This window comes from Sphingopyxis sp. Root154, from assembly GCF_001427105.1.
Taxonomy (GTDB): Bacteria; Pseudomonadota; Alphaproteobacteria; order Sphingomonadales; family Sphingomonadaceae; genus Sphingopyxis.
In genome coordinates, this window is the sequence record NZ_LMGI01000001.1 from 142,484 (window position 1) to 167,690 (window position 25,207).

A 25,207-nucleotide genomic window follows, 5' to 3' on the forward strand; every position below is an offset into this window, starting at 1 on the left:
TTCAGCGCGCGGACGGCAGGTAGCGGTCGCGTAGTTCAAGCGGGCGCGCGGTTAGCGCTTTCTCCAGTCCCTCAACGAACACCGCTTGCGGCTGCGACAGCGGTTCGAGCGGATCGCCATTCCACAAGACAAGGTCGGCGGCCCGTCCGCGTTCGAGCGAGCCGACGCGATCGGCGACACCGAATACGCGCGCGGGGTTGACCGTGATCGCCGCGACCGCGGCGCCATACGGCAGCCCCCACGCGACCGCATTGCCGGCGCCATAGCGCAGTTCGCGCGCGCGGTGCGCGACGCCGCTGCCGGTCTTGAGGATGATCGTCACCCCAGCGGCATGGAGCCGCGCGGCATTTTCCATCGACGCGCCGAGTTCGGAGAAGCTGCGCGGCAGGTCGGCGAGCGGATCGAGGATGACGGGGAGCTGCGCCGCGGCAATATCGTTCGCGACGCGCCATCCTTCTTCCGCGCCGTCGAGAATGAGGTGCAGCTTCTCCTCGCGCGCGAGCGCGATCATTTCGCGGATGTCGGACGCGCGATCGACCTTGACGATCAGCGGCATCCGCCCCTCGGCGACAGGGATCAGTGCTTCGAGGTCGACGTGCGACAGTCTTTGCGGGCGCCCTTCGCCGCGATCATAGGCCACGCGATTCGCCGCAAAATGACGGACGTCGGCGAGCGTCGCACGCAGCGCGACGATCGCCGATCCGCGCGCGCCGCCGGCGCGTTCGGCCCCGCCCTCGCCCATTTCCAGCACCATCGCGGCGCGCGGCCGCGTGACCATGTCCGGGCGCTGCGCCAGGTCGATCACCGCCGCCTGCCCCGCGAACTGGAGGTCGCGGCCGCCGCGATCGTCATAGAGCGGCGTCGTCACCGCGTGCGTAATACCCGCCAGCCGCGCGACCGGGAGCAGGATCGAATCGGGATTGAGCCCGAGCGAGATGTCGAAGCCGGCGCTGATCGCCGCGCTGTGCGTCGCGCGGTCGGCGCTTGTCGGCACCTGGCTGACCTCGACCGCGCCCAATGTGCTGTCGGCCTGGATGAACCCCGGCGTCACCGTGCCGCCACGCCCGTCGATCACGCGCGCGCCCGCCGGGACCGCGACATCGGCGCCGATGGCGGCGATGCGGCCGTCGCGGATGACGATCGTGCCACGTTCAATCTCGCCCGCCGCGGTCATCGTCATCAGCCGCGCGTCGACGATCGCGATCGTTTCGGCACTGGCCGAGGTGGCGAACGCAAGCGCCGCAAGGGCGAGCAGGCGACAGGTCATCGTATCTCTCCGGGTTGGCCGAGCAGGAAGTCCGAATGGCGCCGATAGGCCGGGTCGCCGCGGTCGAAAACGATACCACCGTCGATCCACACTTTTTCGGCGCGGGCGTAGATGCTGAACGGATCGGCGTTCCACAGCACGACGTCCGCATTCTTGCCGGGCTCGAGCGTGCCGACCCGGTCGGCGATGCCGAGCGCCTTGGCGGGATTGGCGGTGAACCAGCGGATCGCATCGGCCTTGCTGATCCGGATTCCCGCGCGCCATGCCGAGGACAGCGCGGCCGCGGCCTCCTGGTTCAGCCGCTGCACAACGATCGGGTCGTCCGAATGGATGATCGCGCACCCGCCCGCCGCATGGACCAGCGCAGCATTCTCCTCGAGCGCGTCGAACACCTCCATCTTGTAGCCCCACCAATTGGCCCAGGTGGCGACGCAGATGTCTTCCTTCGCGAGCAGCGGCGCGATCTTGTATGCTTCGTTCGCGTGGTGAAACGTCCGGATTCTGAATCCGAATTCGCGCGCGATGTCGATCATCACCGCCATCTCGTCGGCGCGGTAGCAATGGTTCTGGACCAGGATGTCGCCCTTCAGTACCCCGGCCAGCGTTTCGAGTTGGAGATCGCGCTTCGGCGGATCGCCGGCGCCGCCGCCCTTTTCCCATTTGTCCCATTTGCGCGCATAGTCGGCGGCGTCGATCCACGCCTTGCGATATCCCGCGACATTGCCCATGCGCGTCGCGGGCGATCGCCCCTTGCCGCCATAGACACGCTTCGGATTTTCGCCGCACGCGATCTTCAACCCATAAGGCGCGCCGGGGAACTTCATCCCCTGCATCGTGACCGACGGCACATTCTTGAGCGTCACGGTCCGCCCGCCAAAAAGATTGCCCGAACCGGGCAGGATCATCAGCGTCGTCACCCCCGCCTCGCGCGCGGCGTCGAAACCCGGATCCTGCGGCCAGACCGAATGCTCGGCCCACACCTGCGCGGTGTTCGGGTCGGTCATTTCATTGACGTCGTTGAGCGCGTCGACGCTGTCGGGCTGCGCCCAGACGCCAAGGTGCGAATGTGCGTCGATCACCCCCGGGGTGACCCATTTCCCATTCGCATCGACCACAGCATAGCCCTCCGGCACCGAAAGGCCGGCCCCAACCGCGACGATCTTCCCATTTTCCATCAGGACGGTGCCGTTCGCGATCTCGTCCCCGGCTGCGGTCAGCACCGTCGCGCCGGATAGCGCGACCTTCGGCGCCGCCGGCGCCCGATAGCGGCTGGGAAAGGCATCCCGGACGGCTGCGGGAACGCGCTCGACAGCCGGCGTCGCAGATGGCTGCGGACGTTCGCCCGCGGCGCATCCCGCCACCGAGAGCGCGGCGACTAAGGCGAATGCGCGGCCCCTCATTTCGCGTCGGGGGTCACCGAGCGGATCACGCCGCCCTTGTCGTCGAGGAAATCGATCGAGGCTTTGCCGTCGGGTGTGACCTTCATCATGATGCGCGGGCGGCCCAGCGCGTCGCTCAGCATCACTGCCGATTCGCGGTCGCGGGTCTTGCCGACATAGAGGCGCTGGCGTCCAAAGGTGCCGTCGGCCTGCACCTTCTGTAGCGCCGCGGTCCGTTCGGGACCCTCGGGCATCTTCGAAATGCGTTCGGCCAGATCGAAATCGAGCGGCGCGTCCGGGCGGTCGTTGACGACCATCCCCGCCCAGCGGCGGCCGTTATACTCATTCTGGGTCAGCTGGATCACCTGATCCTGCTCATATTGATCGAAGCTCAGATGGCCGCCGCCCGACACCTTGCCGTCGGGACCCTTCTGCCCGCTGAAGGTCAGGCCGCCGTTTTCCGATCCTTCGTTGTTATAGAAGATGATGCCCGCTCCGCGATTGCCGCTGGGATGCGGGCGTTCCTTTCCGTGCATGATGATCCCCGGCGACCGGCTCGTGTTCGACACGATCATGCGGATCGTGCCGTCATCCTCGCGAACATTGATACGCTTGACGTCGATCTCGTCGAACGCCGCCTTGGCGGGCGCCGTGTCGGCGCCGGCGTCGGTCGCGATGGCGAACGCGAAGGCGGCGGTCAGCACGCCCGAATAGAGAGTGAGCAGCTTGTTGGCATTCATGGTTTTTCTCCGTTGGCAGAGGAAAGGACGGCGGGAAGATAACGATCGCGAAGCTCGGTCGCGCGCGATCGCATGGGCTGGTCGATACCGCGGATCAGGACGCGAACCGGGCGCGCGAGCGTGTCGAGCGGATCGCCGTCCCAGACGACGACATCGCCGTCCTTGCCGGGATCGAGCGACCCGATGCGATCCGACAAGCCAAAGATGCGCGCCGGATTGATCGTGATCGCGGCCAGAGCGGCGCGGCGGTCGAGCCCGTTCGCGGCCGCATTGCCCGCGTTGTAGCGCATCTCGCGCTCGCGGTGGCTGCCGTTGCCCTGGATGGCGATGACGACGCCGGCCGCCGCGAGACGGCGCGCATTGCCCAGCGTCGCGCCGAGCTCCTCGAACGAAGCCGGCGTGTTGTCGATTGGCGTGATCAGCACGGGCACCCCGGCGGCGGCGATGTCCCCCGCGACGCGCCACCCTTCGCTCGCGCCCTCGAGGATCAGTTTCAATCCTTCGGTACGCGCCATCGCCAGGACGTCGCGAATATCGGAGGCACGGCGGACGCTGATGAGCAACGGCATCCGCCCCTCGACCACTGGAATCAGCGCCTCCAGGTCGGCGCGCGAAAGCATGTAATCGCGCGTCGCGCCGCGATCATAGGCGGCACGGCGGACCTTGTAGTCGCGCACATCGGCAAAGACGGCGCGCAAGGCGACCAGTTGTGCCGCGCGCGCGCCGCCGGCGCGTTCAGCGCCCGCATCGCCCATGTCGAGGACCATCGCCACGCCGCGGCGCATCAACATCGCGCCATCAAGCGTGACCGCCGCGGCCTGTCCCGCGAACAGCAATTCGCGGCCCGCTCGGTCCTTATAGGCCGGCGTCGCGATGGCGCGCGTGATTCCGCCGAGCCGCGCCACCGGGATCAGCATTGAATCGGGGTTGAGCCCATAGCCCGCGTCGAATGCGGCGCTGAGGTCGTTTCGGCTGGTGGCGCGATCGGCGGCCGCCTCGACCGCGCGGACCTCGACGAGCCCGAGCGCGGTGCCCGATGCGACGAGACCGGGGGTGACGATCTTGCCACGCGCATCGATGATTTTCGCATCGGCGGGAACCGCGACATCGGCGCCGACAGACAGGATGCGCCCGTCGCGAAGGACGACCGTGCCCGCCGAGATCTCGCCGGCCGGCCCCATAGTGAGGACGCGGCCGCCAGTGATCGCGATGGTCTCCGCCGTGACGGCGGGCACCCAAGCAAGCGCCAGCAAGGCGATCACGCCGCGGATCATCGGGCGAAATCCTGGCCGGGCTGGCCAAGGAGGAAGTCCGAAGGCGCCTGATAGCGCGGGTCGGCGCGATCCCACATCGGCACGCCGTCGATCCAGACCCGATCGGCGAGCGCGTAGACGCTGAACGGGTTGCCGCTCCACAGCACGACGTCGGCCATCTTGCCCGGCTCCAGCGTCCCGACCCGGTCGGCTATCCCCATCGCCTTGGCGGGGTTCGCGGTGATCCATTTGATCGCTTCGCCGCGCGAAATCGACAGTCCGGCATGATTGGCCGCGGTCATCGCAACTCCCGTTTCCTGGCCCAGCCGCTGGATAAGCAGGCCGTCGTCCGAATGGATGATCGCACAGCCGCCCGCGGCGTGGATCATCGGCGCGGTTTCTTCGATCCCGTCGAGCGATTCCATTTTTGCGCCCCAGCTGTTCGCCCAGGTGGCGACGCAGATATCCTCTTTCGCCAGCAACGGCGCGATTTTGAAGGCTTCGTTCGCATGGTGGAAGGTACGGATGCTGAACCCGAATTCACGCGCGATATCGATCATCACCGCCATTTCGTCGGCGCGATAGCAATGGTTCTGGACGAGAATTTCGCCCTTCAGCACTCCCGCCAGGGTTTCGAGCTGCAGGTCGCGCTTGGGCGGGTCACCCGCTTTGCCGGTCTTTTCCCATTTATCCCGTTTGCGCGCATAATCGGCTGCATCGATCCATGCCTTGCGATAGCCCGCGACATTGCCCATGCGCGTCGCAGGCGACCGGCCCTTGCTGCCGTAGACACGCTTTGGATTTTCACCGCACGCCATCTTTAGCCCGTAGGGGGCATGCGGGAATTTCATGCCCTGCGTGGTCACCGCGGGCACATTCTTCAACGTCACCGATCGCCCGCCAAAGAGATTGGCCGAGCCGGGCAAGATCATCAGCGTCGTCACCCCACCGGCACGGGCAAGCCGGAATTTCGGGTCCTGCGGCCAGACCGAATGTTCGGCCCAAACGTCGGCGGTGTTGGGTGCCACCGCCTCGTTGCCATCCTCGTGCGACGGCGTCGCGGGGGACGGATAGACGCCCAGATGCGAATGCGCGTCGATGATGCCCGGGGTCACCCATTTGCCCCGCCCGTCTATCCGCACATATCCCTCGGGCACAGCAAGCTCCGCGCCGACCGCCTCGATCACCCCGTTGCTGATCAATAGCGTCGCGTCCGGAATTTCGACGCCCGTCCCCGTCAGGATCGTCGCGCCGACGATCGCGAGCGGCGGCGCGGCTGCGGGCCGATAGGTGCTGGGGAAAGCCTCGCCGCGCGCGTCGTTCTGCTCCGCCGCCACGCCGCTGGCCAGCGACAGCGCCGCCGCGAGCACCCGCATTCCGCTGCCGCGAAGAAATTTCGATACCGACCCCATTCGCTTCTCTCCCCGCCCAAACGAGCGACGAGCGCGATGAATCCGCCACTCGCTTTTCAACGCGACGCCGATGGCGGATTCATCGCGGCGGATCATCGTCTTGGGCAGGGTGAGCTGCTTATTTCAGATGCAGCGTTCGAGGAGGGGCCAATTTGTTGAACGACGACCGTCTGGCGCGCCGGGCCAAAACGCTTTCGCCGCGCATGCCGGCCCCGCATTTCCCCTCGGAGTTCGGCGCCGAGACGATCTTTTTCGATTCGGGATTCGCCGCGCCCCAGCTGCTTCCCGATCTCACCGCCTTCGCGCGCCTCGCCTTGACTGACCACCGCGAGGAGGTGCTGCAATATGCGTCGGGGCGCGGCCAGCCGCACCTGCGCCAATGGCTCGCCGCGTGGATGAACCAGGACGGCTGCGCGCTCACCGCCGATCATATCCTGATCACCAATGGCGCGAAACAGGGCATAGACCTCGCCTGCCGACTGCTGCTCGACGAAGGCGATGCGATCGTCGTGACCGCGCCGACCTATTTCACCGCCATTCCGATCTTTCGCGGCTTCGGGATCGAATTCATCGAGATCGGCCAGGATGCCGACGGCCTCGACGTCGCCGCGCTCGAAGCGACGCTCGATCGCCGCGCGGCGGAGGGGCGTTCGCCGCCCAAGCTGATCTATAATGTGCCCGAATTTCATAACCCGACCGGAGCGACCATGTCGGCGGCGCGGCGCGCGGCGCTCATCGCGCTCGCCGAAGCGCGCAGCATCGCGATCGTCGAGGACAGCCCCTATCGGCGGGTGCGCTTCGAAGGGGCGGACCAACCGCTGCTGAAAGCGCTCGACCGTTCGGGGACCGTCTTTCACCTCGGTACCTTTTCAAAGCTGGTCGCGCCGGGGCTCCGCATCGGCTGGGTCGCCGCCGAGCCCGCGCTGATCGCGCGGATGGTCCAGCTGAAATCCGAAGGCGGGACGTCGCCGCTTATCCAGCGGATCATCTGTGACTTCGCCCACTCGCCCGATTTTTCTGTGCATATCGAACGCGTCCAAGCCGCCTATCGCGAACGCCGCGACCGGATCATGGCCGCGGTGGCGCGCGACCTGCCCGCGGCGCGCATCGCGCTGCCCGAGGGCGGCTATTACGTCTGGCTGACGCTGCCGTCGCACGTCGACGGCGACCTGCTCGCCGCGAAAGCCGCCGAGGCGGGCGTCCACCTGATCGCCGGCAGCCGTTTCTTCGCCGGCGCCGGCGGGGACGCACCGCGTCATCACATCCGGCTCTCCTTCAGCTACACCACCCCCGACCAGATCGACGATGGGGTCCGGCGGCTTGGCGACTGTTACCGGGCCATCGCCGGCCGATGACGTCCACCGCAACAACCCTCGTCGAGTTTCGCGGCGTCGAGAAACGCTACGCCGCGGAGGGACGCGCCGCGGTGACGCGCCTCGACCTGACCGTCGAGCGCGGCGAATTTCTGACCCTGCTCGGTCCGTCGGGATCGGGAAAAACCACGACCCTGATGATGCTCGCGGGCTTCGAGGCGCCGAGCAGCGGCGAGATCTTGCTCAATGGCCGGTCGCTGGCCGACCGGCCGCCGTACAAGCGCAACATGGGCGTCGTATTTCAGAATTATGCGCTGTTTCCGCATATGAGTGTCGCTGAAAACCTGGCCTTCCCGCTCGGCGTGCGCGGAAACAAGGGCGCCGCGGCCAAGGAGAAAGTCGACGCCGCGCTGGCGCTCGTCAAATTGGACGGGCTAGGCGATCGCCGCACCGACGCGCTCTCGGGCGGGCAGCGCCAGCGTGTCGCGCTGGCGCGCGCGCTGATCTTCGAACCCGATCTCGTCCTGATGGACGAACCGCTCGGCGCGCTCGATCGTCAGCTTCGCGAGCATCTCCAGTCCGAAATCAAGCGCATCCAGCGCGCGCTCGGGCTCACCATCCTCTATGTCACCCACGACCAGAGCGAAGCGCTGACCCTGTCCGACCGCATCGCCGTCTTCGCCGACGGGGCGGTTCAGCAAATCGGCAGTCCCGAGCAGATCTACGCGAGGCCGGCGAACATCTTCGTCGCGGGCTTCGTCGGCGAAAACAATATGCTGACCGGCACGGTTCTGGCGAACGACGGCGAGCAATGCACGATCATATTGCGGGGCGGCCAGATCGTGCGCGCCATTGCCGCCGGGCCCCTCGCGCTTGGGAACGATGTCGTCGTGACGATCCGTCCAGAGCATGTCGAGACGGGGCAGCACCCGTCCAGCTGCTGCAACGCGTTCGAGGCGCACATCGAGGAGTTGGTCTATCACGGCGACCATAGCCGGGTTCGCGCGGAGTTGCGCGGCGGCGACACGCTTTTCATCCGAACATCGAGCGACGAGCCCCCGGCCGTGGCCGATCGTTTGCCGATCGGCTGGTGCACCGATCGCTGTTTCGCTTTTCCGGCGGCCGGTATCGTCGAAGCTTCGACAGGGGACGGACCATGAGGGTCGCGCTGCGCGCGCTCGGCGCACTGGCTTTGCTTGCGGTTTCGGCCTGCGATTCGGGCTCTGATCTCCGCCCGCTTACCGTGGTCGGCTGGGGCGGTTCCTCGCAGGATGCCCACCGCCAGGCCTATTGGACCGGCTTCACCAAGAGCACCGGCATCGCGCTGCGCGAGGATAGCTGGCGCGGCGGTGTGGGCGTGATTCGTACCAAGGTTGTCGGCGGCGACGCCAGTTGGGACATTGTGCAGGTCGAAACCGAGGATTTGATCCTCGGTTGCGAAGAGGGCTTGTTCCAACGCCTCGACTGGGCCTCGCTCGGCGGCCGGAAAGCTTTTCTCCCCTCGGCGGCGCACGATTGCGGCGTTGGCGCGATGCGATGGTCATATGTGATCGGCTATGACGGCGATCGTATCAAGGGTCCCGGCCCGCAAAGCTGGGCCGACTTCTGGGATACCAAGCGTTTCCCGGGCAAGCGCGGCATGCGCAAGACTCCCAAATATTCGCTCGAATTCGCACTGATGGCCGACGGCGTGCCGGCCGATCAGGTCTATCCCACGCTCCGCACCCCGGCGGGGGTCGACCGCGCGTTCCGCAAGCTCGACGAGATCAAGCCGCACGTCGTCTGGTGGTCGTCAATCTCGCAGGTTCCCGACCTTCTGGGATCGCGCGAGATCGTCATGTCGGTGACCAGCCCGGGCCGCCTGATCGTCGCGAACCGTACCGAAGGCCGCAATTTCAAGCTCGACTGGCACGGCAATATCTACGCCGTCGACTATTGGGTGATCCTCAGCAACAGCCCGCGCCGCGCCGAGGCGGCGCAGCTGCTCCGCTACATGACGCGCCCCGAAAACCAGGTCCGGCTCGCGCGCTTCATTCCCACCGGTCTGACCAATGTCGAGGCGAACCGGATCGTCGCGCCAGCGCTCAAGAAGAACACGCCGAGTGATCCGGCCAACATGACCGACGCGCTCGAACTCGATGCCAATTTCTGGGTCGAATATGGCGATCAGCTCACCCAGCGATTCAATGCCTGGGTCGCGCGCTAAATCGTCAGCTCCCCGGCGCTGGTGGGTGATCGCGCTCGTCGCGCCGCTCCTGCTGTTTCTGCTCGCGAGCTTCGTCTTGCCGGTGCTGCTGATGCTGTCGCGCGCGGTGACCGACCGCGAACTTCAGGCCGTGTGGCCCGCGAGCGCGGCGGCGCTGCGGCAATGGGACGGCGCGGGCCCGCCCCCCGACGCGCTGGCGCACAGCGTCGCGCGCGAAATGGTCGCGGCGCGGCGCGCGGGGACGCTCAACCGCGTCGCCAATCGCCTGAACTATGATATGGTCGGGTCGCGCAGCCTCCTCTATGCGACGGCCGAAAGACTGGAAAACGGGGCGCCGGGGAATACGGTCGCCGCGCTCGCGCGGATCGATCCGCGCTGGGGCCAGCGCGACATCTGGGCCGCTATGCGTCATGCAGATGGGCCGCTGACCAGCCACTATCTGCTCGCCGCGCTCGACCTGCGGTTCGATGCCGACGATCGCGTCACCCGCGTCCCCCCCGAACAGGCGGTGTTCGGCAATATCTACCTACGCACCTTCAAGATCAGCGCCGTCGTCGCGCTATTCTGCGTCTTCCTCGGTTATCCGATCGCTTATATGCTCGCATCGCTTCCCGAACGGAAAGCCAATCCGCTGCTGATCCTGGTGCTGCTGCCATTCTGGACCTCCGCGCTCGTCCGCACTGCGGCGTGGGCGGTGCTTCTCCAAACCAACGGCGTTGTGAACAACGCACTGCTGAATATTGGGCTGATCGATACACCGATCCAGCTCATCTACAACCGGCTGGGGGTCTATATCGCGATGACGCATGTGCTACTGCCCTTCCTGATCCTGCCGCTCTACGGCGTGATGAAAGGCATTTCTCCGACCGCGATGCGCGCGGCGAGTTCTCTCGGCGCTTCGCCGCTTCGCGCTTTCGTCAAAGTCTATCTTCCGCAGACGCTCCCCGGCGTGGCGGCGGGTGCGATCATCGTTTTCACCCTCGCGCTCGGCTATTATGTGACCCCCGCGCTGGTTGGCGGCGGGGCCGATCAGATGATCAGCGCGTCGATCGCCTTCTACACCAACCAGTCGCTCAACTGGGGGATGGCGGCCGCGCTCAGCCTGTTGCTGCTCGTGCCACTGTTGCTCATGCTGTTCGCGGGGCGGACGATGGCGCGCACGGTGCCGGCATGACCGGTTATCGTTCGCGGTCCGAGCGTGCGGGGCGGGCTTTGCTGATCGGCTTTTGCATTTTGGTGTTCGCCTTTCTGGTCCTGCCGATCCTTGCGGTCGTGCCGCTTTCGCTCAATCCCGGCACCTTTCTCGTCTTTCCCGAAGCAGGGCTTTCGCTTCGCTGGTACCGGACGCTCGCCGAATCGCCGCAATGGAAACATGCCTTCGGCAACAGCATGAAGATCGCCGTCGCGACAACATTGATCGCGACGCCACTCGGGACGCTGGCGGCGATCGGGCTCGCCCACATGCGTTCGCGCTCCAAGACGCTGATCGTTGCGATCATCACCGCGCCGCTGGTCGTTCCGGTCGTCGTCGTCGCGATTGCCTTTTATTTCCTGTTCGCGCCGTTCGGCTTGGTGAACGGCCCGGTCGGGCTGATCGTCGCGCACACCGCGCTGGCTGTGCCCTTCGTCGTCATCGTCGTGCACGCATCGCTTCGCGGGCTCGATCTGGAACTGCTGCGCGCAGCATCGAGCCTCGGCGCGGCGCCGACGACCGTGTTGCTTCGCGTGCTGGCGCCGCTGATCGCTCCGGGGATCGCCGCCGGTGCGGTGTTTGCCTTCATGACGTCGTTCGACGAGACGACGGTCGCGTTGTTCATCGCCGGGCCTGAGCAGCGCACTCTGCCGATCCAGATGTTTGAAGGCGTGCGCGAGCAGATCAGCCCGGCGATTGCGGCGGCGGCGACGCTGCTGGTGATCGCATCGACGCTTTTGCTCGGAACCGCGGAACTGCTTCGCCGCCGCGGCGAGCGCTCGGGTTCAGCCGCCCCAGACGTCGGCGCATAGCCGCGCGAAATTGGCGCCGAGCAGCTTTTCGATGCGGGCCGCGGGCCAGCCGCGCGCAGCGAGATCGTCGGCGAGCTTCAGGAAACGCGCGGGCTCATTATAGCCGGGGATCAGGTTGAAGACGTCGGCCGCCTCGCCTGGCGCCGCAATACCCATCGCCTTGCGCTCCTCGTAAAAGCGGCGCTGGTTTTCGGCATAGCCCGCGTTGAGTTCGACCGCGCGAATCCCGCCGTCGGTGCCCAGCGCAACATGATCCTCGCCCGCGACCTTCACCGCGTGCTCGATATGGCGGATGACGTCGTCGGCGCTCGGCTGACCGCTCGCGCGCAGGAAAGGCATGAAATAGATGCCCGCAACGCCGCCCTTGTCGGCGAGAGCGCGGAGTTCCGCGTCGCCCGTATTGCGCGGCACGTCGTTGAGCGCGCGGCACCCGGTGTGGCTGATCGCGATCGGCGCGCTCGACGTGACGATGGCTTCGGCGATCGTGCGCTGCGCGGCGTGGCTCGCGTCGACGATCATCCGCCGTGCGTTGAGCCCCGCGACCACTTCGCGCCCATATTCACTGAGCCCCGCGTTGCCGGGTTCGAGGCAGCCGTCGCCGACGAGATTGCGTTTGTTGTAGGTCAGCTGGACGACGCGCACACCGAGAAGATCGAAGAGGTCGAGCCGCTCGGGCTCGGTTTCGAGCGGCACCGTGTCCTGGAACCCGAAGATCACCCCCAGCCGGCCGCTCGTCTGCGCGGCGATCAGGTCGGCGCGGGTGCGGACGTGGACCAGATGATCGGGCAGCGCCTCGATAAAGCCAGCATAGCGCGCGATCCGGCGCAGCGTCTCCTCATAGCGCCCCGGGGTGTTGCCCGCGGCGCCGACCGTCTGGTGGATCGCGGTCAGCCCGGACGCGCGATAGACAGCCAGCTGCGCGGCGATGCCCGGCGCCTTCGGGTCGAGCGCGCCCAGCGACGAAAGCCCGTCGATCACCATCGCCTTCCGGTAGCGCGCCGGGCCGAAATCCGCAGCGCGCGCGGGCCCGACGAACGCCAACGCGGCCGCGCCGCCCAGCAACGCGCGGCGCAAGACGATCATGTATGAAGCGCCGTTTCGAACGCGCGCGCGGCGTCGGCGCCGGCGATCCGGGTCAAATGCCCCAGGAAGATCGATGTCGTGTGGACGGGCTCTTTCGCCATGGCGATCATCAGCCGGTCCATCGCCGGGCGGCCGATGCGATGTTCCAGATCGACCAGCAGAAGCGGACCCTTGCCGTAAAGCTGAAGGCGATCGGGGCGGCCGTGCCCCATCACCGGCCCCGCCTTCACCGTCGCTTCGCGCTTGGCGGCGATATTCTTTGCCAATTCCTCGGCGCCGAAGGCGTGTTCGACATAGCGCATCGACATATATTCGGCAGCCGATTCGACGAGCCAGAAATCATCGGTCAGCGGGCTCGCCAGCATCCACCAGGCGTGGCCGACCTCGTGCGCGACATAGCGCGCGGGACTGACCTCGGTCACATCGGCGGTATTGCGGCCGGCTTCGGAGAGCACGGTATAAGCGGTGCGCGCATAGCCCATCGAGCGTTCGCGCCAGACCTGTGCCATGCGCACCTTGCGCGGCAGCGGGCCATACATGGCCTCGAAATAGCGCGCAGCACCCTCGGCATGTTTGACGTACCAGCCCGAAAGCCGGGTCGAGAGGTCGCGCGAGTAGAATTCGACGCCATGCGCCTCGGCGCGCTCCAGCCCGCGCATCGCCACCATCGGCAGGTCTATATCGATGAAATCGCGCTTGATGCGCACGCCGGTTGGAGTTCGTGTCACCTCGCCCTGTGCAACGACGACCAGATCGGCCGCGAGCCCGTCGATCGTCGCATCGACGGTGAAGCGCGTCTGGACATCGGCGCCGACCGGGAACCACATATGATCGATGAACAGCTCATAGCCTTCGGGGCGAAGCGGTTTGTTGCCGCTGTCATTTTCGGTGAGGATCGGCCCCGCATAGCGAAAGCGCAGCTTGACCGGAGCAGCGTCCGGCCGGGCAAAGCGAAAGACATATTTGTTGAGCGCAGGCATCGGCGTGTCCGACGGCTCGACGGTCATGGTGACGCCCTTCGGCAGCGCCATCGGCCGGAGCGTGAAGCGCTGCGAGAGCAGGAATGCCTTTTCTGCCTGTGCTTCGCTGAGCGTGATCGTCACATCAGCATCGAGAATGCCGGCGGGGTCGAAACGCGCCGCGACGTCATAATGCGGCGGCTCAGCCTGCGCCGCCCCCACGCCAAGAAGCGCGATCCATAACGCGAGAATGATCCTCATGCCGTCTGTCCTCCACCTGCGATCCACTCGTCGATCCGCTCCTCGAGCAGCGGCAGCGGTAGTGGCCCCGCGCCCAGCGTCACGTCGTGAAAGCGGCGAAGGTCGAAACGATCGCCCAATTTCGCTCGCGCCCGCGCGCGGAGCGCGATGATCTTTTGCATGCCGATGTAATAGGAGGTTGCTTGACCCGGGATGACGATATAGCGATCGATCTCGCGCTGATTGTCATAATGGCTCGACGGCATGTTCGCGTCGAGATAGTCGGTCGCCCGTTTTCGCGTCCATTTGAGCGTATGAAGTCCGCTGTCAACGACCAGCCGACACGCGCGCATCAGCGACAGCGACAGCCGGCCGAAATCCGAATAGGGATCGGCATAAAGCCCCATCTCCTTCGGGAGCAGTTCCGAATAGAGCCCCCAACCCTCGCTGAACGCCGCATAGCTCGCAAAGCGGCGGAACCTGGGCAAACCGTCCATCTCGTGCGCGATGCAGGTTTCGATATGATGGCCGGGGATCGCCTCGTGATAGAGCGTCGCGGCGAGCTGGTAGCGCGGCTGCGCCTTCATGTCGGAGAGGTTGATATAATAGAGGCCCGGCGCCGATCCGTCCTGCGGCGGGTTGCGGTAATGCGCCTTGGGCGCCGATTTCTCGCGCCACGCCTCGATCGGACGGACCTCGACCGGCGCCTTGGGTAAATGTCCGAAAAGCTCGCCCTGCCGCGCGCGGATTTCGTCGAGCAGCGCGTTGGCCTCGGCGACATAGGCGGCGCGCCCGGCGTCGCTGTCGGGATGATAGAAGCGCGGGTCGCTGCGCATGAAGGCGAAGAAAGCCTGAAGATCGCCCGCAAAGCCGACCCGCTTCATGATCGCGCGCATTTCGCCATGAATGCTCGCGACCTCGCGAAGGCCCAGCGTGTGAACCTCGGTCGCCTTCAACGGCAGCGTCGTATAATTTTCGAGCTGCACGGCATAATAGGCTTGGCCCTCGGGCAGCTTCCACACGCCGTCGACATCATCGGCCCTGGCTTCTGCCGCGCGAAGATGCGAGATCAGCGCGCGATAACCCGCCGCGAAGCCGCCGGTCAGCGCCGCGGTGCCTCGCGCGAGCAGATCGGCGCGGTCGGCGCCGGAAAATTCGGCCTTGGCGATCTTCGCCTTGAAATCTGCGAGGATCGGGCTGTCGCCCTCCCCTTCGTCGGCGCCGTCGAACGGCGCGCCCTTCAGCAGGTTGAGACAGGGTTCGAGGACCAGCGCGTAGACGAAGCGCGGCGGCTGGATGCCCTTCGCCTCCTGCGCAGCGAGCCGCGCCACGACTTGCGTCATCAGCGGCGCGACGCCATCGAGCCGCTTGATATAGGCTTCGGCGTCGGCCTTGCTGGCGACCGGATGGCTGTTGGCAAGCGTGCTCGGGACGCGCGTGTGTATGCCGCCCATCTGGGTCATCACATAATCATGATGCCGCCATTTGAAGTCGCGCAGCGCCAGCTCGGTCGACCGCGTATGGATGCGATGGCTGAGCCGCGCTTGTGGGGAGAGCCCGGCGACATCGAAGCCCCCCAGCGCAGCATGATCCTGTTCGCGCAGCCGATGATCCTCGATCTCGCGCGCCTCGCTCACATCATCCCATTTGTCCTGATCGCGGCGGATGCCGAGTGCCGACTGGCGCGTCGGGCTGCGGCCCAGCGCGCGCTGGAAAATCGCCTCGAAAAAGGCATCGAGCCGTGCGTCCTCGCGGGTCTCGATCGCAAAGACTGGCGGCACGGCAAACGACGCGCCTGCGAGCGCCGCCGATCCGATAAAATGGCGTCGGTTGATCATGCTGCTCCTCCGGCGGCGATCCAGGCGTCGATCTGGGCTTCGAGCATCGGCAGCGGCAGCGGCCCGCTGCCGAGCACGCGGTCGTTGAAACGGCGGAGATCGAACCCGCCGCCGAGCTTCGCGCGGGCGCGATCGCGAAGCTCAACGAGCTTGAGCTTGCCCATTTCATAAGCACAGGCTTGTCCCGGAGTGACGATGTAGCGCTGGATCGCGGTGATATGGTCGGCGTGGTTCGACGGCGTATTCTCGTCGAGCCAGCGGACCGCCTTTTCGCGGCTCCAGCGCAGCGCATGGACCCCGGTGTCGGTCACGAGCCGCCCCGCGCGCATCAGCTCCATTGAAAGGCGGCCGAACTCCTGCCACGGATCGTCGTAAAGCCCCATGTCGAGCGGCAATTGCTCGGCGAACAGCGCCCAGCCCTCGCTGAACGCGGTATAGCCGCCAAAGGCGCGAAACTTCGGAAGCCCGGTCAGCGCGCGCGTCACCGCCTTTTCAAGGTGATGCCCGGGCACGCCTTCGTGATAGGACAGCGCCGACAGCTCAAAGATCGGCAGGTTTCGCATGTCGCGGGTGTTGACATAGAGGATGCCCGGCCGCGTTCCGTCGGCCGACGGCGCGAAATAGCCCGCGGTGCCCGCCGACGCCTCGAGCCAGGGCTCGACTGGCTTCACCACCACCCCGGCGCCCGGCACATGGTTGGTGAGTTCGCCGAGCCGCGCGGTGACCGCCGCGATCTTCGCGCGCATCGCGTCGAGATAGGCAGCCTTTCCTTCGGCCGTGTCGGGATAATAGAAACGGTCGGCGGCGCGGACGTGCGCGAACAATTCGGGAAGCGAGCCCGAAAAACCCGCGCGCTGCATCACGGCGCGCATCTCGCCGTGGAGCCGCGCAGTCTCGTCGAGCCCGATGCGGTGTACTTCTTCGGGCGCGACCGGCAGCGTCGTGTTCCAGCGGAGCTGCGCTGCATAATAGATGTCGCCGCCGGGTAGCCGCCATACCCCTTCGCTACAGTTCGCGCCGCACGGCCTGGCGCGCAGATGATCGACCAGGTGCCGAAAGCCGGGACCGAAACCCTCCACCAGCCCTGCCTCGGCGGCTTTCATCAGCCGCGCCCTCGCGCCATCGGGGACGTCCAGCTTCGCCACCTTGCCGCGGAAATCGGCGAGGATCGGGCTGTCCGGGGTTCCCGGTTGGAACGGCGCGCCGGTGATCAACTTTTCGCAATTTCCGATCACCAGCGGCACCGCGAAAGCAGGCGGCACGACGCCGTTCGCGGCCTGCCGCGCCAGCCCGGCAACCACCGCCGCAAGATAGGGACGCACCGCGTGCAGCCGCGCGACGTAGGCTTCGGCGTCGGCGGCGCTTTCGATGGCGTGGTTGTTGACCAGCGTTTGGGGAATATCGCGCTGCGGCCCGCGCATCTGGCACACCGGATAATGATTGCCGCGCCAGCGATGCCGCTCGATCGCCTCCTCGGCGTTATAGGCGAACAGGTCCCAGCTGAGCCGCGCCTCAGGCGTCAGCGCGCCGCGGTCGAAACGGCGAAGCTCGGCAAGGTCGCGGCGCACGAGCGTGACATTCTCGTCGGCGCGCGCCGCGCTGACGTCTGGCCAGCGATCCTGCCCCGCCTTCATTCCCATCGTCGATTGCGCCCCGGGATTCCGCTGGAGATCGCGCTGGAAAACGCTTTCGAAAAAAGCGTTCAACCGCGCGCTTCCGTCCTGCGCCGTCGTCGCCCATGCCGGGGTCGCGGCGACAAAGGTCCCCGCGGCGATCAGCTCGCGCCGGCTGATGCGTGGCCCCGTCACTGGCCGTTCGGAAAGTCGCCGAGCGGCGAGACTTCCGCTGTCGCGGGCGCTGCCGGCGCGGACCGCATGTCCTTCACATGCTTGTCGAGGAAATCGAGGATCGCACGATAGGCGGTGATCTGGTTCGCCTTCTTGCGGAAGCCATGCCCCTCGTCGGGAAAAACGATATAATCGACGGGGACGCCGTTCGCCTTGACCTTCGCGACAATATCCTCGGATTCGATCGGCAGCACACGCGGATCGTTGGCGCCCTGCAGGACAAGCAGCGGCTTCCTGATCCGCTCGGCGTGAAAGACCGGCGAAATCTTGCGAAGATAGTCGGCATCCTTTTCGGGGTCGCCGACCTCGGTGAACAGCAGCCGGCGCAGATCCTCCCACCAGCTTGGCGTGTTGGCGAGCAGGCGCGGCCAGTTCGACACGCCATAAATGTCGACCCCCGCCGCGAAAGCGTCGGGGCGGAAAGCAAGCCCGGCGAGCGTCATATAGCCCCCATAGCTCTGCCCCTGGATCACCACCTTGGCGGGATCGACAAGGCCCGTGCCCGCCAGCATCCCCTTCGCCGCAACGACGTCGTCGAGATCGGCGTCGCCGTGCTTACGGTCATCGAGATGATAGAAGGTGCGGCCCGACCCGCTGCTGCCGCGATTGTTGATCTCGAACACGACATAGCCGTGGTTGGCGAGATATTGCTGGAGCGGGCGATAGCCGATCCGGCTTTCGTCGCCCGGGCCGCCGTGGACGTGAATGACGGCAGGCAGGCTGTCGCCCTTCTTTGCACCCTTGGGCACATAGAGAATGCCGGGCACCGTCACGCCGTCATACGACCGGAAACGTACGACCTCGCCCCGCACGAGGTCGTCGGGCGCCACGCCGGGCGCACGCGCGTTGAGGAGAGGCGTCCGCTTGCCCGAAGCAAGGTCGAGCAGCAGGATTTCACCCGGCGTGGCACCGTTCGAGGCGCTGATCAGCGCCCGTTTCGCATGGTTGGCAAGGAGCAGGCCAACGCTCGCGCCCGGCATCGGATCGGTCAGGCGCTGCGGCCGGAAGCTTATTGCATCGAACAGATAGGGGCGCGAGCGCGCATCCTCGTTGACCGACACGATCAATGTCTTGCCGTCGCGCGACAGGTTCGCGCCCTGCACGTCCCATTCGGGCTTGAACACCGCCCTGCGGACACCGGTCGCCAGATCCTGTTGAACCAGAAAGGCGAACTCGCCGCCATCGTCGGTGGTGTAAAAGAGCTTTGCGCCCCGATCCGCAAAAGTCTGCGGCTCGCATGCTACCGGCTTGCCCTCGGGTGTAAGCTGGATAAGCTTCGCTTCGGTGCGGTCGTAGACATAGCAATGCTTCGTCGCATTATCGACGATCCGGCTGAGCCCGACATAGCGGCGGTCGGGGCTGACCGCGCGGACCTGATACGCCTTGTCGTTCTCGAACAGTCTTGTCTTCGCATAGCCGTCGACCGCGATCTCGTAGAGATCGAAGAAGCGCGGGTCACGCTCGTTGGTCTGGACGAAGAAGGATTTTCCGTCGTGCGCCCAGTCAACGAAACGCGCCACGTGCCTTGCGCCGGGGGTGACGTCGCGCGTCGTGCCGTCCAGTTCGCGGACATAGATATGCGCCAGCTCGTTGCCGCCCTGATCGCTCGAAAAGAGGATGCGCTCGTCGTGCGGGAAATAGCCGATCGCGCTGACCGTTTCCTTGACCGAATTCGTCAGCGCGGTCGCCTTCCCGCCGCCCGACGGCATCACATAGATATTGGCGATGCCCGTGCGGTTGCTGGTGAAGACCAGTTTGGAATCGTCGGGCGACCAGGACAGCCCGCCGATCGAGTCCGAATCCATCAGCTGCTCGATCGTATAGCGCGCCGGCTTTGCCTCATCGGCAAAGGCCGGCGCGGCGAGGCCGAAAAGGCCGGCGGCGAGCAGCAGGTGTCGGTGCATTTCAATCTCTCTTTTTGCGGAAAGCGCCCGGCTCCCCGCGGAAGCCGGGCGTTCGGCGGCCGCCCTAGAAGCCGGCGGTCATCGTCAGCAGGTAGCGCCGGCCAAGCAGGTCGTAGCGGCCGTAATTCTGGCTGTTCAGCTGCGCCTGCGTCGGTTTGCGGTCGAACAGGTTGGTGACCGCCAGCTGCACGCGGAACCGTTCGTCGACCCGGACCCCGACCGTCGCGTTGAACCGCCAGTAGGTTCCGATCAGATTGTCGGCGTCGGGCACATCCTCGCTGTCGAAAAGGAGGTTGTTCTTCGCCGGCCCGGTCCACAGCGCCTGGAGCGACAGATCGAGGCTCTCGGTCACATAGGCGGTGTTGAACTGCCCCGACCATTTCGGCGTCGCCGACGATCCAACCGAATTGACCGGCACCGCCGCCGCCGACGTCTTTATATCGTACCTGTTGTTGTGGAACAGCTTGGCCCCGAACTGAAGACGGCCAGCCTCGGGATTCTGCGACAGCGCAAAGCCATATTCGGCCGACATGATCAGCCCCGCGAACTTGATCGAGGCGACGTTGACATAACCGCTGTTGTACCCGTCGGCGATGTCGCCGGCGATGCGAATGGGGTGGGTCGATCCCGGCCCGACCTCGCTCGCGCTGAGCCGCCTGAACGCCGCGCAGGAAGGTTCGTTAGGGAAGTTCGGGCTATCGTAACAGGCTTCGAGCAGGTTGCCGATCTCGAGCCGCTGGATCCCGCCGGTCAGCTTGATCTCGCTCCAGTCGGCCGCAAGCCGAAGCCCCGGAATCGCGGTCGGCTGATAAACGACACCCGCCGACCACGAACGCGCCTTTTCATTGTCGAGATCCGGGTTGCCGGAAATCGTGCCGACCGGCGACACGCCCGCGGTCGTCGCGACGAACGCGGCGGGCGCGGTTCCGAATGCCTGGAGCGCGGCGGTGCAGTTGGCGGCGCGGACGGTGGGATTATTACCCTCCTGATAGCGGATCCGGTCGCACGGATCGTTCAGCGCGCCGCGCGTCGGCGAGGCGCCCGAGAACAGCTCGGTGATCCCCGGCGAGCGGATCGAGCGCGTATAGACGCCGCGGAACTGGAGCCCGTCGCCGATGCCCGGCAGGCGCGGCGAAAAGCGACCGCCCGCCGACCAGGTCAGGTCGCCGCCCGCAAGCGAATGATCGACATAGCGCGCCGCGCCCTCGATGCTCAGGCTCTTGATGACCGGCCAGTCCTGGTCGGGCGACACGATCGGCACCGAAAGTTCGCCGTAAATCTCCTTGGTGTGAAAGCTGCCGCTCGCCCCGGTATAGGGGGCGACGAAGGTGAAGCCGAGCAGCGACGACGGCTGGCTCAGGATGGCGTCGGGGGTGAAGACGCCCTTCTCGCGGCGATATTCGGCGCCGACGTTGAAATCGATCGCTTCGCTGGCGATCCGGAACGGCAGGGACCCGCTGAAGTTCGCGTTGACCACCAACTGCGTGTTGAGGCTGACCGCGCTCCCCTCGTCGATGACATAGTCGGCCGCTTCGTCGCTGAAGGCATTCTCGCCGAACAGGTTTAGGGGCACGCAGGCTCCGCCCGAGCGGCACACGATATTGCCGCTGGCATCGCGGACCACATCAACCGCGGCAAGGAAACGCGTATTGTTGATATATTTGGTTGTCGCCTTCGAACGGCTGCGGCCGTAATTCACCGCAATGTCCCAGTTGGCAGCCTCACCGAAAAGGCGCGTCTCGCCCTTGAGCCCGACGACGCCCCGCCACAGCTCCACCCGGTTGCGGTACAGTCCGCCGTCGCGGTCGACGATATCGCTCAAATTGCGCGCAAAAAAGAAGGAGTTAGTCACGCCGTTGGCCGCCAGCGTATTGCGCGCCGAGTCCGAAAGGAACGGGTTGCTGAGCTGCACGGGGAGGACGGTATTGAAGACCGGCGAAACCGCGACCGACAATTCGCTGAGCTCGCGCCCGGTGCTCCGCGCATAGGATCCTTCGGCGAAGAGCGTAACCGACGACGAGACGTCGAAATGGCCAAGCCCGCTGACGATGATCCGTTCGGTCGGCGAGAGCAGGCTCTGGTGATCGGCGAAGCGGAACCCGTCACCGCCGTCAAAGATCGGCCCGGCGATCTGGGTGCCGCGGATATAGGGAACGAGCTCGCCGTTGCTGAACTGGAGCGGCACGCCCTGCGCATTGACGATCCGGCCGAGCGAGGTCGTGAAGGGAAGCCCGCCATCAGTCATGAAATCATAGACCAGATCGCGGATGTAAAGGTTCGCTGCCGGGTTGCCGTCGGGATCGGTAAACCTGAAAGTGCGCCCGGTGCGCGCCGATTTCAGCAGTCCGTCCTGCCGGTTATATTCCACGCCGAGCGCCACATTACCGCGGTTTTCGGCGAAATTGATGCCTGCCAATCCGCGCAGCGTATAGCTTGGCGCATCGCCCTTTTCGGTGATTCCCGCTTGTCCGGTGAGCTGCACACCCTCGAAATCGTCGCGCAGGATCACATTGACCGTGCCCGATATGGCATCGGAGCCATAGATGGGGGCGCCGCCGATCGCGACGGTTTCGACCCGCTCGATCAGTCCCGCGGGAATCAGGTTAAGGTCGACCTGCCCGCCGGGTGTCGTGCTCCCGCCGGCTCCCGAAATGGTGTTCGACGAAACGAACCGCCGGCCATTGACCAGGGTCAGCGTGCGCTGCGACCCCAGTCCGAAAAAGTCGGCGAAATTTTGTCCCGCAGTCAGGCTCTTCTGGTCCGACCCGATCGTGTTGACCTCCGAGGGAACAAAACCCGGCGTGTCGTTCAACGCGTCGATGACGTTGGTGTATCCCCGGCGGCGAAACTCTTCGGCATCGGAGACGATTGTCGCCTCGAGCGTATCATAGCCCGGACGCCGGATGCGCGAGCCGGTCACGACGATTTCCTCGCCGACAGTTTCCGGGCCGGGACCCGCCTGCGTCGCGCGGCGACTGCGACGAATGACGACCACCCCGTCGCTATTCTGGACGACCTCGATCCCCTTGTTGGCGAGCATCAGGCGCAGCGCTTCGATCGGGGTATAGTTTCCGTTGACGGCGTTTGTCTTGATTCCCGCCAGATCGGAATCGGGCACCATGACCTGCACGCCCGATTGCACGGCGAGGCGCTGAACCGACTGGGCGGCGTCGCCCGAAGGGATCGTATAGCGCTGTCGCTCCTGCGCCGCAGCGGGCGCGGCCCAGACCATCGTCGCCGCAATACCGGCCATCAAAGCCATGCGCGAATTAAATTGGCTCACTTGCCCCCACATCGTCGTGCCTCCCTCATCCCCGGAGCGATCATGCGCTTCCATGGCAGACGAGCGATGGCGTGCGCGAATCCGCTATCAGTGCGAGGGAGAATTCTGCTGGCGCACCAAAATCAGCTCGTCGCCGCGCCGGATCACCTCGCCGTTGAACGCCCGCGCGGCCGCGCCGGCAAAGGCACGGGCATCGCCGAGTTTGAAAATGCCCATGAATTCGGCGCGGGCCAGCGTCGGGTCCTCGATCACGACGCGAAGGTCGGAATAGCGGTTCACCTCGGCCGCCGCCGCGCCCAATTGCTGCCCGTCAAACACCAGCAGCCCTTTGCGCCAGGCGGTTCGACGTTCGACGTCGGCCGCGTCGAGCACCACCTTGCGCGGTCCCGTTTCGGCCGCGACAAATTGTTCGTTGCGGCGGATATAGCGCGGCTGCGCCGAAGCGTTCGCGCCGTCGCCAACCGCGACCACGCCCTCCTCGACCGTGACCTCGATGCCGCTTTCCTCGATTCCGACGGCGAATTCGGTCCCGACCGCGCGCACCTTCAGCCCGTCGGCGCTGACGACGAACGGGCGCTGGGCGTTGTGCGCGACCTTGAACGACGCCTCGCCGCGGCGCAGGATGATTTGCCGGCTGTCGGCGCTGTAGCGGACCTGGATCGCCGAATCGCCGTTGAGCGTCACGACCGAGCCATCGTCGAGCGCGATCCGCCGCACCTCGCTGCGTTCGGTCGCGATGCGACCGGCAAGCCGGTCATAGGCGATCATGCCGCCGACCATTGCGACCGCGATCGATGCCGCCATCGCATAGGACTGCCAGCGGTGCTGCCGCGCCGGCGGCGGGGTTTCGCGCCGGGTGCCGCTGTCGAGCGCGGCGATGCGGTCGATGTCGAGCCACAACGCCTCGGCGCGCACAAAGGCGCCCAGATGCCGGCTGTCTTCTTCCAGCCAGGCATCGAGCTCGCATTGTTCGACCGGGTCTAGCGGGCGCTCGGCCGACCGGACCGCCCAGGCCGAGGCCCGGGCGTCGATTTCAGCCCCATTTCCAGAACCTGCGCTCACGATGTCTTCCATCCTCGGCGCCGGATGGCGCCTGTTTCATTGCCTCGGAAACCAGCCGAAGCGCCTTGGAGAGATGTTTCTCAACCGTGCTCTCGGCAATTCCCATATGTTCTGCGATCCGGCGCTGAGAGAAATCCTGAAACTTCTTCAGTTCGAACGCCTGCCGGCACTTCGGTGGCAGCGTCTGCAATATTTCGTACAAACGCGCCAGTTCTTCCTGCGCGCTCAACCGCCGGTGGACGCTTATCTCTTCGTCAATGATGTTCAGCGTATCCAAATCCGCCACCAGATCGATCGCGACGATGCGCGACCGCCGAATATGTTCGCCGACAATATGGCGTGCTGTAACAAACAGATAGGCGCGGGGGCTGCGGATTGCATCGGCCTCTGCGACCCAGAGGCGGGCATATGCCTCCTGCACCACCTCGTCGACATCGCACGAGCTGAGACCCCGCACGCGCCCGCCAAGCCATTTCCGCAAGTCGGGCTCGTGCGGCAGCACCTCGCGCGCGAACCAGCGGAGTTGAGCCTGACGATCCATCATCGCGATGGCACCAGCAATCGCTTCCCCCGTCAAGGGAAAATGACATTTTTTTGAAATTTTTCATTTAGTAACAATGTCTTATTTTGAACGCGTCAAAGCCGCTCGGGACGCGTGATCCCGAACGGCCGGTCATGGAAAGGAGGGCTGCTATTGGGTGATGTGTTTGACCACCTTCCCCGCGGCATCGAGGAACTCGATGCTCGGCGCGCCGTCGGCGTCGACCTTGAGCAGCAACCGCGCATTTCCATCCTTGTCGGCGAGGCGCACGATCGCCTCTTCGGACGCCTTGCCAGCGAAAAGGCGTTCGGCCCCCGCGCCGCCATTCGCCATCGCATAGGCGCGCATTTCTTCGCGAATCCGGTTCTTTTCGGCGGCATCGGGCGCGGCGGCGGCGCGCGCACTCATTTCCATCAACGGCTTGATCGACCACTCGGGCCGGTCCCAGACGCGCAGCCCCGCGGTGCGTTTGCCATTGGCCTCGCTATACTGGATGCCGACGGTCTGATCCTGCTTATACTGGTCGAACATCAGCGACCCGTTCGCGCGGCGATTGTCGCCGACGGTTTTGCTGCCAAAGGTCAGCCCGCCGACCTCGTCACCCTCGTCGTTGAAGAACAGCATCCCGCCGCCGTCGCGGCTGTGATGCTTATACTCCTTGCCCTCCATGTACAGGCCGGGAAAGCGCTCGGAATTGGCGAGAACGAGCCGGTATTTACCGTCGGGCTCGACGATGTTGATCCGCTTGACGCTGATCTCGTCGAACACGCCCTTCGGCGGCCCGCTGTCGGCCATCACCAGCGCGGTCGGCGCCGCTGCTCCCATGATGAACCCCGCTGCGACGAGCGCCAGCCGCCTGCCCCCAATTTCGACCAT

19 protein-coding genes are annotated in these 25,207 nt (G+C 65.7%); 5 read left to right on the forward strand and 14 right to left on the reverse strand.

Going from position 1 to position 25,207, the window contains the following annotated elements; all coding sequences use genetic code 11:
• Nucleotide 1: 1 nt before the first annotated feature.
• The 5 genes from ASD73_RS00645 to ASD73_RS00665 are packed head-to-tail and all read right to left on the reverse strand — an operon-like array spanning nucleotide 2 to nucleotide 6,051.
• Nucleotides 2-1,267, reverse strand: coding sequence for an amidohydrolase family protein (locus ASD73_RS00645; RefSeq protein WP_056370031.1), 1,266 nt, complete (start codon nucleotides 1,265-1,267; stop codon nucleotides 2-4).
• On the reverse strand, nucleotides 1,264-2,628 hold the full coding sequence (locus ASD73_RS00650; RefSeq protein ID WP_327196891.1) for an amidohydrolase: 1,365 nt from the start codon (nucleotides 2,626-2,628) through the stop codon (nucleotides 1,264-1,266). Before ASD73_RS00650 ends, ASD73_RS00645 begins: the two co-directional genes overlap by 4 nt.
• A 35-nt stretch (nucleotides 2,629-2,663) precedes the next feature.
• A complete protein-coding gene (locus ASD73_RS00655; protein ID WP_056370027.1) occupies nucleotides 2,664-3,386 on the reverse strand; it encodes a hypothetical protein in 723 nt (240 codons plus the stop codon).
• The gene (locus tag ASD73_RS00660) at nucleotides 3,383-4,660 is read right to left on the reverse strand and encodes an amidohydrolase family protein (RefSeq protein ID WP_056375883.1); all 1,278 of its coding nucleotides are present in this window, start codon (nucleotides 4,658-4,660) and stop codon (nucleotides 3,383-3,385) included. Before ASD73_RS00660 ends, ASD73_RS00655 begins: the two co-directional genes overlap by 4 nt.
• Complete coding sequence (locus ASD73_RS00665) at nucleotides 4,657-6,051, reverse strand: amidohydrolase (RefSeq protein ID WP_200934844.1); 1,395 nt, start codon at nucleotides 6,049-6,051, stop codon at nucleotides 4,657-4,659. The genes ASD73_RS00660 and ASD73_RS00665 overlap by 4 nt, the downstream gene beginning before the upstream one ends.
• A gap of 155 nt (nucleotides 6,052-6,206) precedes the next feature.
• Between ASD73_RS00665 and ASD73_RS00670 the strand changes: the two genes are divergently transcribed.
• From ASD73_RS00670 to ASD73_RS00690, 5 genes are read left to right on the forward strand one after another with little or no spacing between them, the layout of a single operon-like run.
• Nucleotides 6,207-7,406 carry an aminotransferase-like domain-containing protein gene (locus ASD73_RS00670; protein ID WP_056370023.1) on the forward strand — a complete coding sequence of 400 codons (1,200 nt, stop codon included), beginning with the start codon at nucleotides 6,207-6,209 and terminating at the stop codon, nucleotides 7,404-7,406.
• Complete coding sequence (locus ASD73_RS00675) at nucleotides 7,403-8,524, forward strand: ABC transporter ATP-binding protein (protein WP_082521266.1); 1,122 nt, start codon at nucleotides 7,403-7,405, stop codon at nucleotides 8,522-8,524. Before ASD73_RS00670 ends, ASD73_RS00675 begins: the two co-directional genes overlap by 4 nt.
• A complete protein-coding gene (locus tag ASD73_RS00680; RefSeq protein WP_082521267.1) occupies nucleotides 8,521-9,570 on the forward strand; it encodes a polyamine ABC transporter substrate-binding protein in 1,050 nt (349 codons plus the stop codon). Before ASD73_RS00675 ends, ASD73_RS00680 begins: the two co-directional genes overlap by 4 nt.
• A gap of 25 nt (nucleotides 9,571-9,595) precedes the next feature.
• On the forward strand, nucleotides 9,596-10,744 hold the full coding sequence (locus ASD73_RS00685) for an ABC transporter permease (RefSeq protein ID WP_200934845.1): 1,149 nt from the start codon (nucleotides 9,596-9,598) through the stop codon (nucleotides 10,742-10,744).
• Nucleotides 10,741-11,574 carry an ABC transporter permease gene (locus ASD73_RS00690; protein WP_056370021.1) on the forward strand — a complete coding sequence of 278 codons (834 nt, stop codon included), beginning with the start codon at nucleotides 10,741-10,743 and terminating at the stop codon, nucleotides 11,572-11,574. The genes ASD73_RS00685 and ASD73_RS00690 overlap by 4 nt, the downstream gene beginning before the upstream one ends.
• Here ASD73_RS00690 and ASD73_RS00695 read toward each other — a convergent pair.
• From ASD73_RS00695 to ASD73_RS00735, 9 genes are all read right to left on the reverse strand, one after another.
• Complete coding sequence (locus tag ASD73_RS00695; RefSeq protein ID WP_056370019.1) at nucleotides 11,548-12,657, reverse strand: dipeptidase; 1,110 nt, start codon at nucleotides 12,655-12,657, stop codon at nucleotides 11,548-11,550. The genes ASD73_RS00690 and ASD73_RS00695 overlap by 27 nt on opposite strands.
• Complete coding sequence (locus ASD73_RS00700) at nucleotides 12,654-13,877, reverse strand: hypothetical protein (RefSeq protein WP_056370018.1); 1,224 nt, start codon at nucleotides 13,875-13,877, stop codon at nucleotides 12,654-12,656. The genes ASD73_RS00695 and ASD73_RS00700 overlap by 4 nt, the downstream gene beginning before the upstream one ends.
• Nucleotides 13,874-15,694 carry a DUF885 domain-containing protein gene (locus ASD73_RS00705; protein WP_056370016.1) on the reverse strand — a complete coding sequence of 607 codons (1,821 nt, stop codon included), beginning with the start codon at nucleotides 15,692-15,694 and terminating at the stop codon, nucleotides 13,874-13,876. Before ASD73_RS00705 ends, ASD73_RS00700 begins: the two co-directional genes overlap by 4 nt.
• Nucleotides 15,691-17,502: a DUF885 domain-containing protein gene (locus ASD73_RS00710; protein ID WP_056370014.1), complete on the reverse strand. Its 1,812-nt coding sequence runs from the start codon at nucleotides 17,500-17,502 to the stop codon at nucleotides 15,691-15,693. The genes ASD73_RS00705 and ASD73_RS00710 overlap by 4 nt, the downstream gene beginning before the upstream one ends.
• Nucleotides 17,499-19,445 (reverse strand): S9 family peptidase, encoded by a 1,947-nt coding sequence (locus ASD73_RS00715; protein WP_056370012.1) that lies wholly within the window; start codon nucleotides 19,443-19,445, stop codon nucleotides 17,499-17,501. Before ASD73_RS00715 ends, ASD73_RS00710 begins: the two co-directional genes overlap by 4 nt.
• 64 nt (nucleotides 19,446-19,509) lie before the next feature.
• Complete coding sequence (locus tag ASD73_RS00720) at nucleotides 19,510-22,707, reverse strand: TonB-dependent receptor (RefSeq protein ID WP_056370010.1); 3,198 nt, start codon at nucleotides 22,705-22,707, stop codon at nucleotides 19,510-19,512.
• A gap of 108 nt (nucleotides 22,708-22,815) precedes the next feature.
• Entirely contained in the window at nucleotides 22,816-23,790 is a 975-nt protein-coding gene (locus ASD73_RS00725) for a FecR family protein (RefSeq protein WP_162248112.1), read from the reverse strand.
• Entirely contained in the window at nucleotides 23,762-24,367 is a 606-nt protein-coding gene (locus ASD73_RS00730; RefSeq protein ID WP_056370006.1) for an RNA polymerase sigma factor, read from the reverse strand. Before ASD73_RS00730 ends, ASD73_RS00725 begins: the two co-directional genes overlap by 29 nt.
• Before the next feature lie 114 nt (nucleotides 24,368-24,481).
• Complete coding sequence (locus tag ASD73_RS00735; RefSeq protein ID WP_056370004.1) at nucleotides 24,482-25,207, reverse strand: hypothetical protein; 726 nt, start codon at nucleotides 25,205-25,207, stop codon at nucleotides 24,482-24,484.

What these genes read in the sequence shown, in the direction of transcription:
- ASD73_RS00715 (WP_056370012.1), bottom strand. Translation starts at nt 19,445, where the DNA reads ATGCACCGACACCTGCTGCTCGCCGCCGGCCTTTTCGGCCTCGCCGCG.
- ASD73_RS00735 (WP_056370004.1), bottom strand. Translation starts at nt 25,207, where the DNA reads ATGGTCGAAATTGGGGGCAGGCGGCTGGCGCTCGTCGCAGCGGGGTTC.
- ASD73_RS00675 (WP_082521266.1), top strand. Translation starts at nt 7,403, where the DNA reads ATGACGTCCACCGCAACAACCCTCGTCGAGTTTCGCGGCGTCGAGAAA.
- ASD73_RS00665 (WP_200934844.1), bottom strand. Translation starts at nt 6,051, where the DNA reads ATGGGGTCGGTATCGAAATTTCTTCGCGGCAGCGGAATGCGGGTGCTC.
- ASD73_RS00690 (WP_056370021.1), top strand. Translation starts at nt 10,741, where the DNA reads ATGACCGGTTATCGTTCGCGGTCCGAGCGTGCGGGGCGGGCTTTGCTG.
- ASD73_RS00680 (WP_082521267.1), top strand. Translation starts at nt 8,521, where the DNA reads ATGAGGGTCGCGCTGCGCGCGCTCGGCGCACTGGCTTTGCTTGCGGTT.
- ASD73_RS00705 (WP_056370016.1), bottom strand. Translation starts at nt 15,694, where the DNA reads ATGATCAACCGACGCCATTTTATCGGATCGGCGGCGCTCGCAGGCGCG.
- ASD73_RS00660 (WP_056375883.1), bottom strand. Translation starts at nt 4,660, where the DNA reads ATGATCCGCGGCGTGATCGCCTTGCTGGCGCTTGCTTGGGTGCCCGCC.
- ASD73_RS00700 (WP_056370018.1), bottom strand. Translation starts at nt 13,877, where the DNA reads ATGAGGATCATTCTCGCGTTATGGATCGCGCTTCTTGGCGTGGGGGCG.
- ASD73_RS00695 (WP_056370019.1), bottom strand. Translation starts at nt 12,657, where the DNA reads ATGATCGTCTTGCGCCGCGCGTTGCTGGGCGGCGCGGCCGCGTTGGCG.
- ASD73_RS00655 (WP_056370027.1), bottom strand. Translation starts at nt 3,386, where the DNA reads ATGAATGCCAACAAGCTGCTCACTCTCTATTCGGGCGTGCTGACCGCC.
- ASD73_RS00645 (WP_056370031.1), bottom strand. Translation starts at nt 1,267, where the DNA reads ATGACCTGTCGCCTGCTCGCCCTTGCGGCGCTTGCGTTCGCCACCTCG.
- ASD73_RS00720 (WP_056370010.1), bottom strand. Translation starts at nt 22,707, where the DNA reads ATGGCTTTGATGGCCGGTATTGCGGCGACGATGGTCTGGGCCGCGCCC.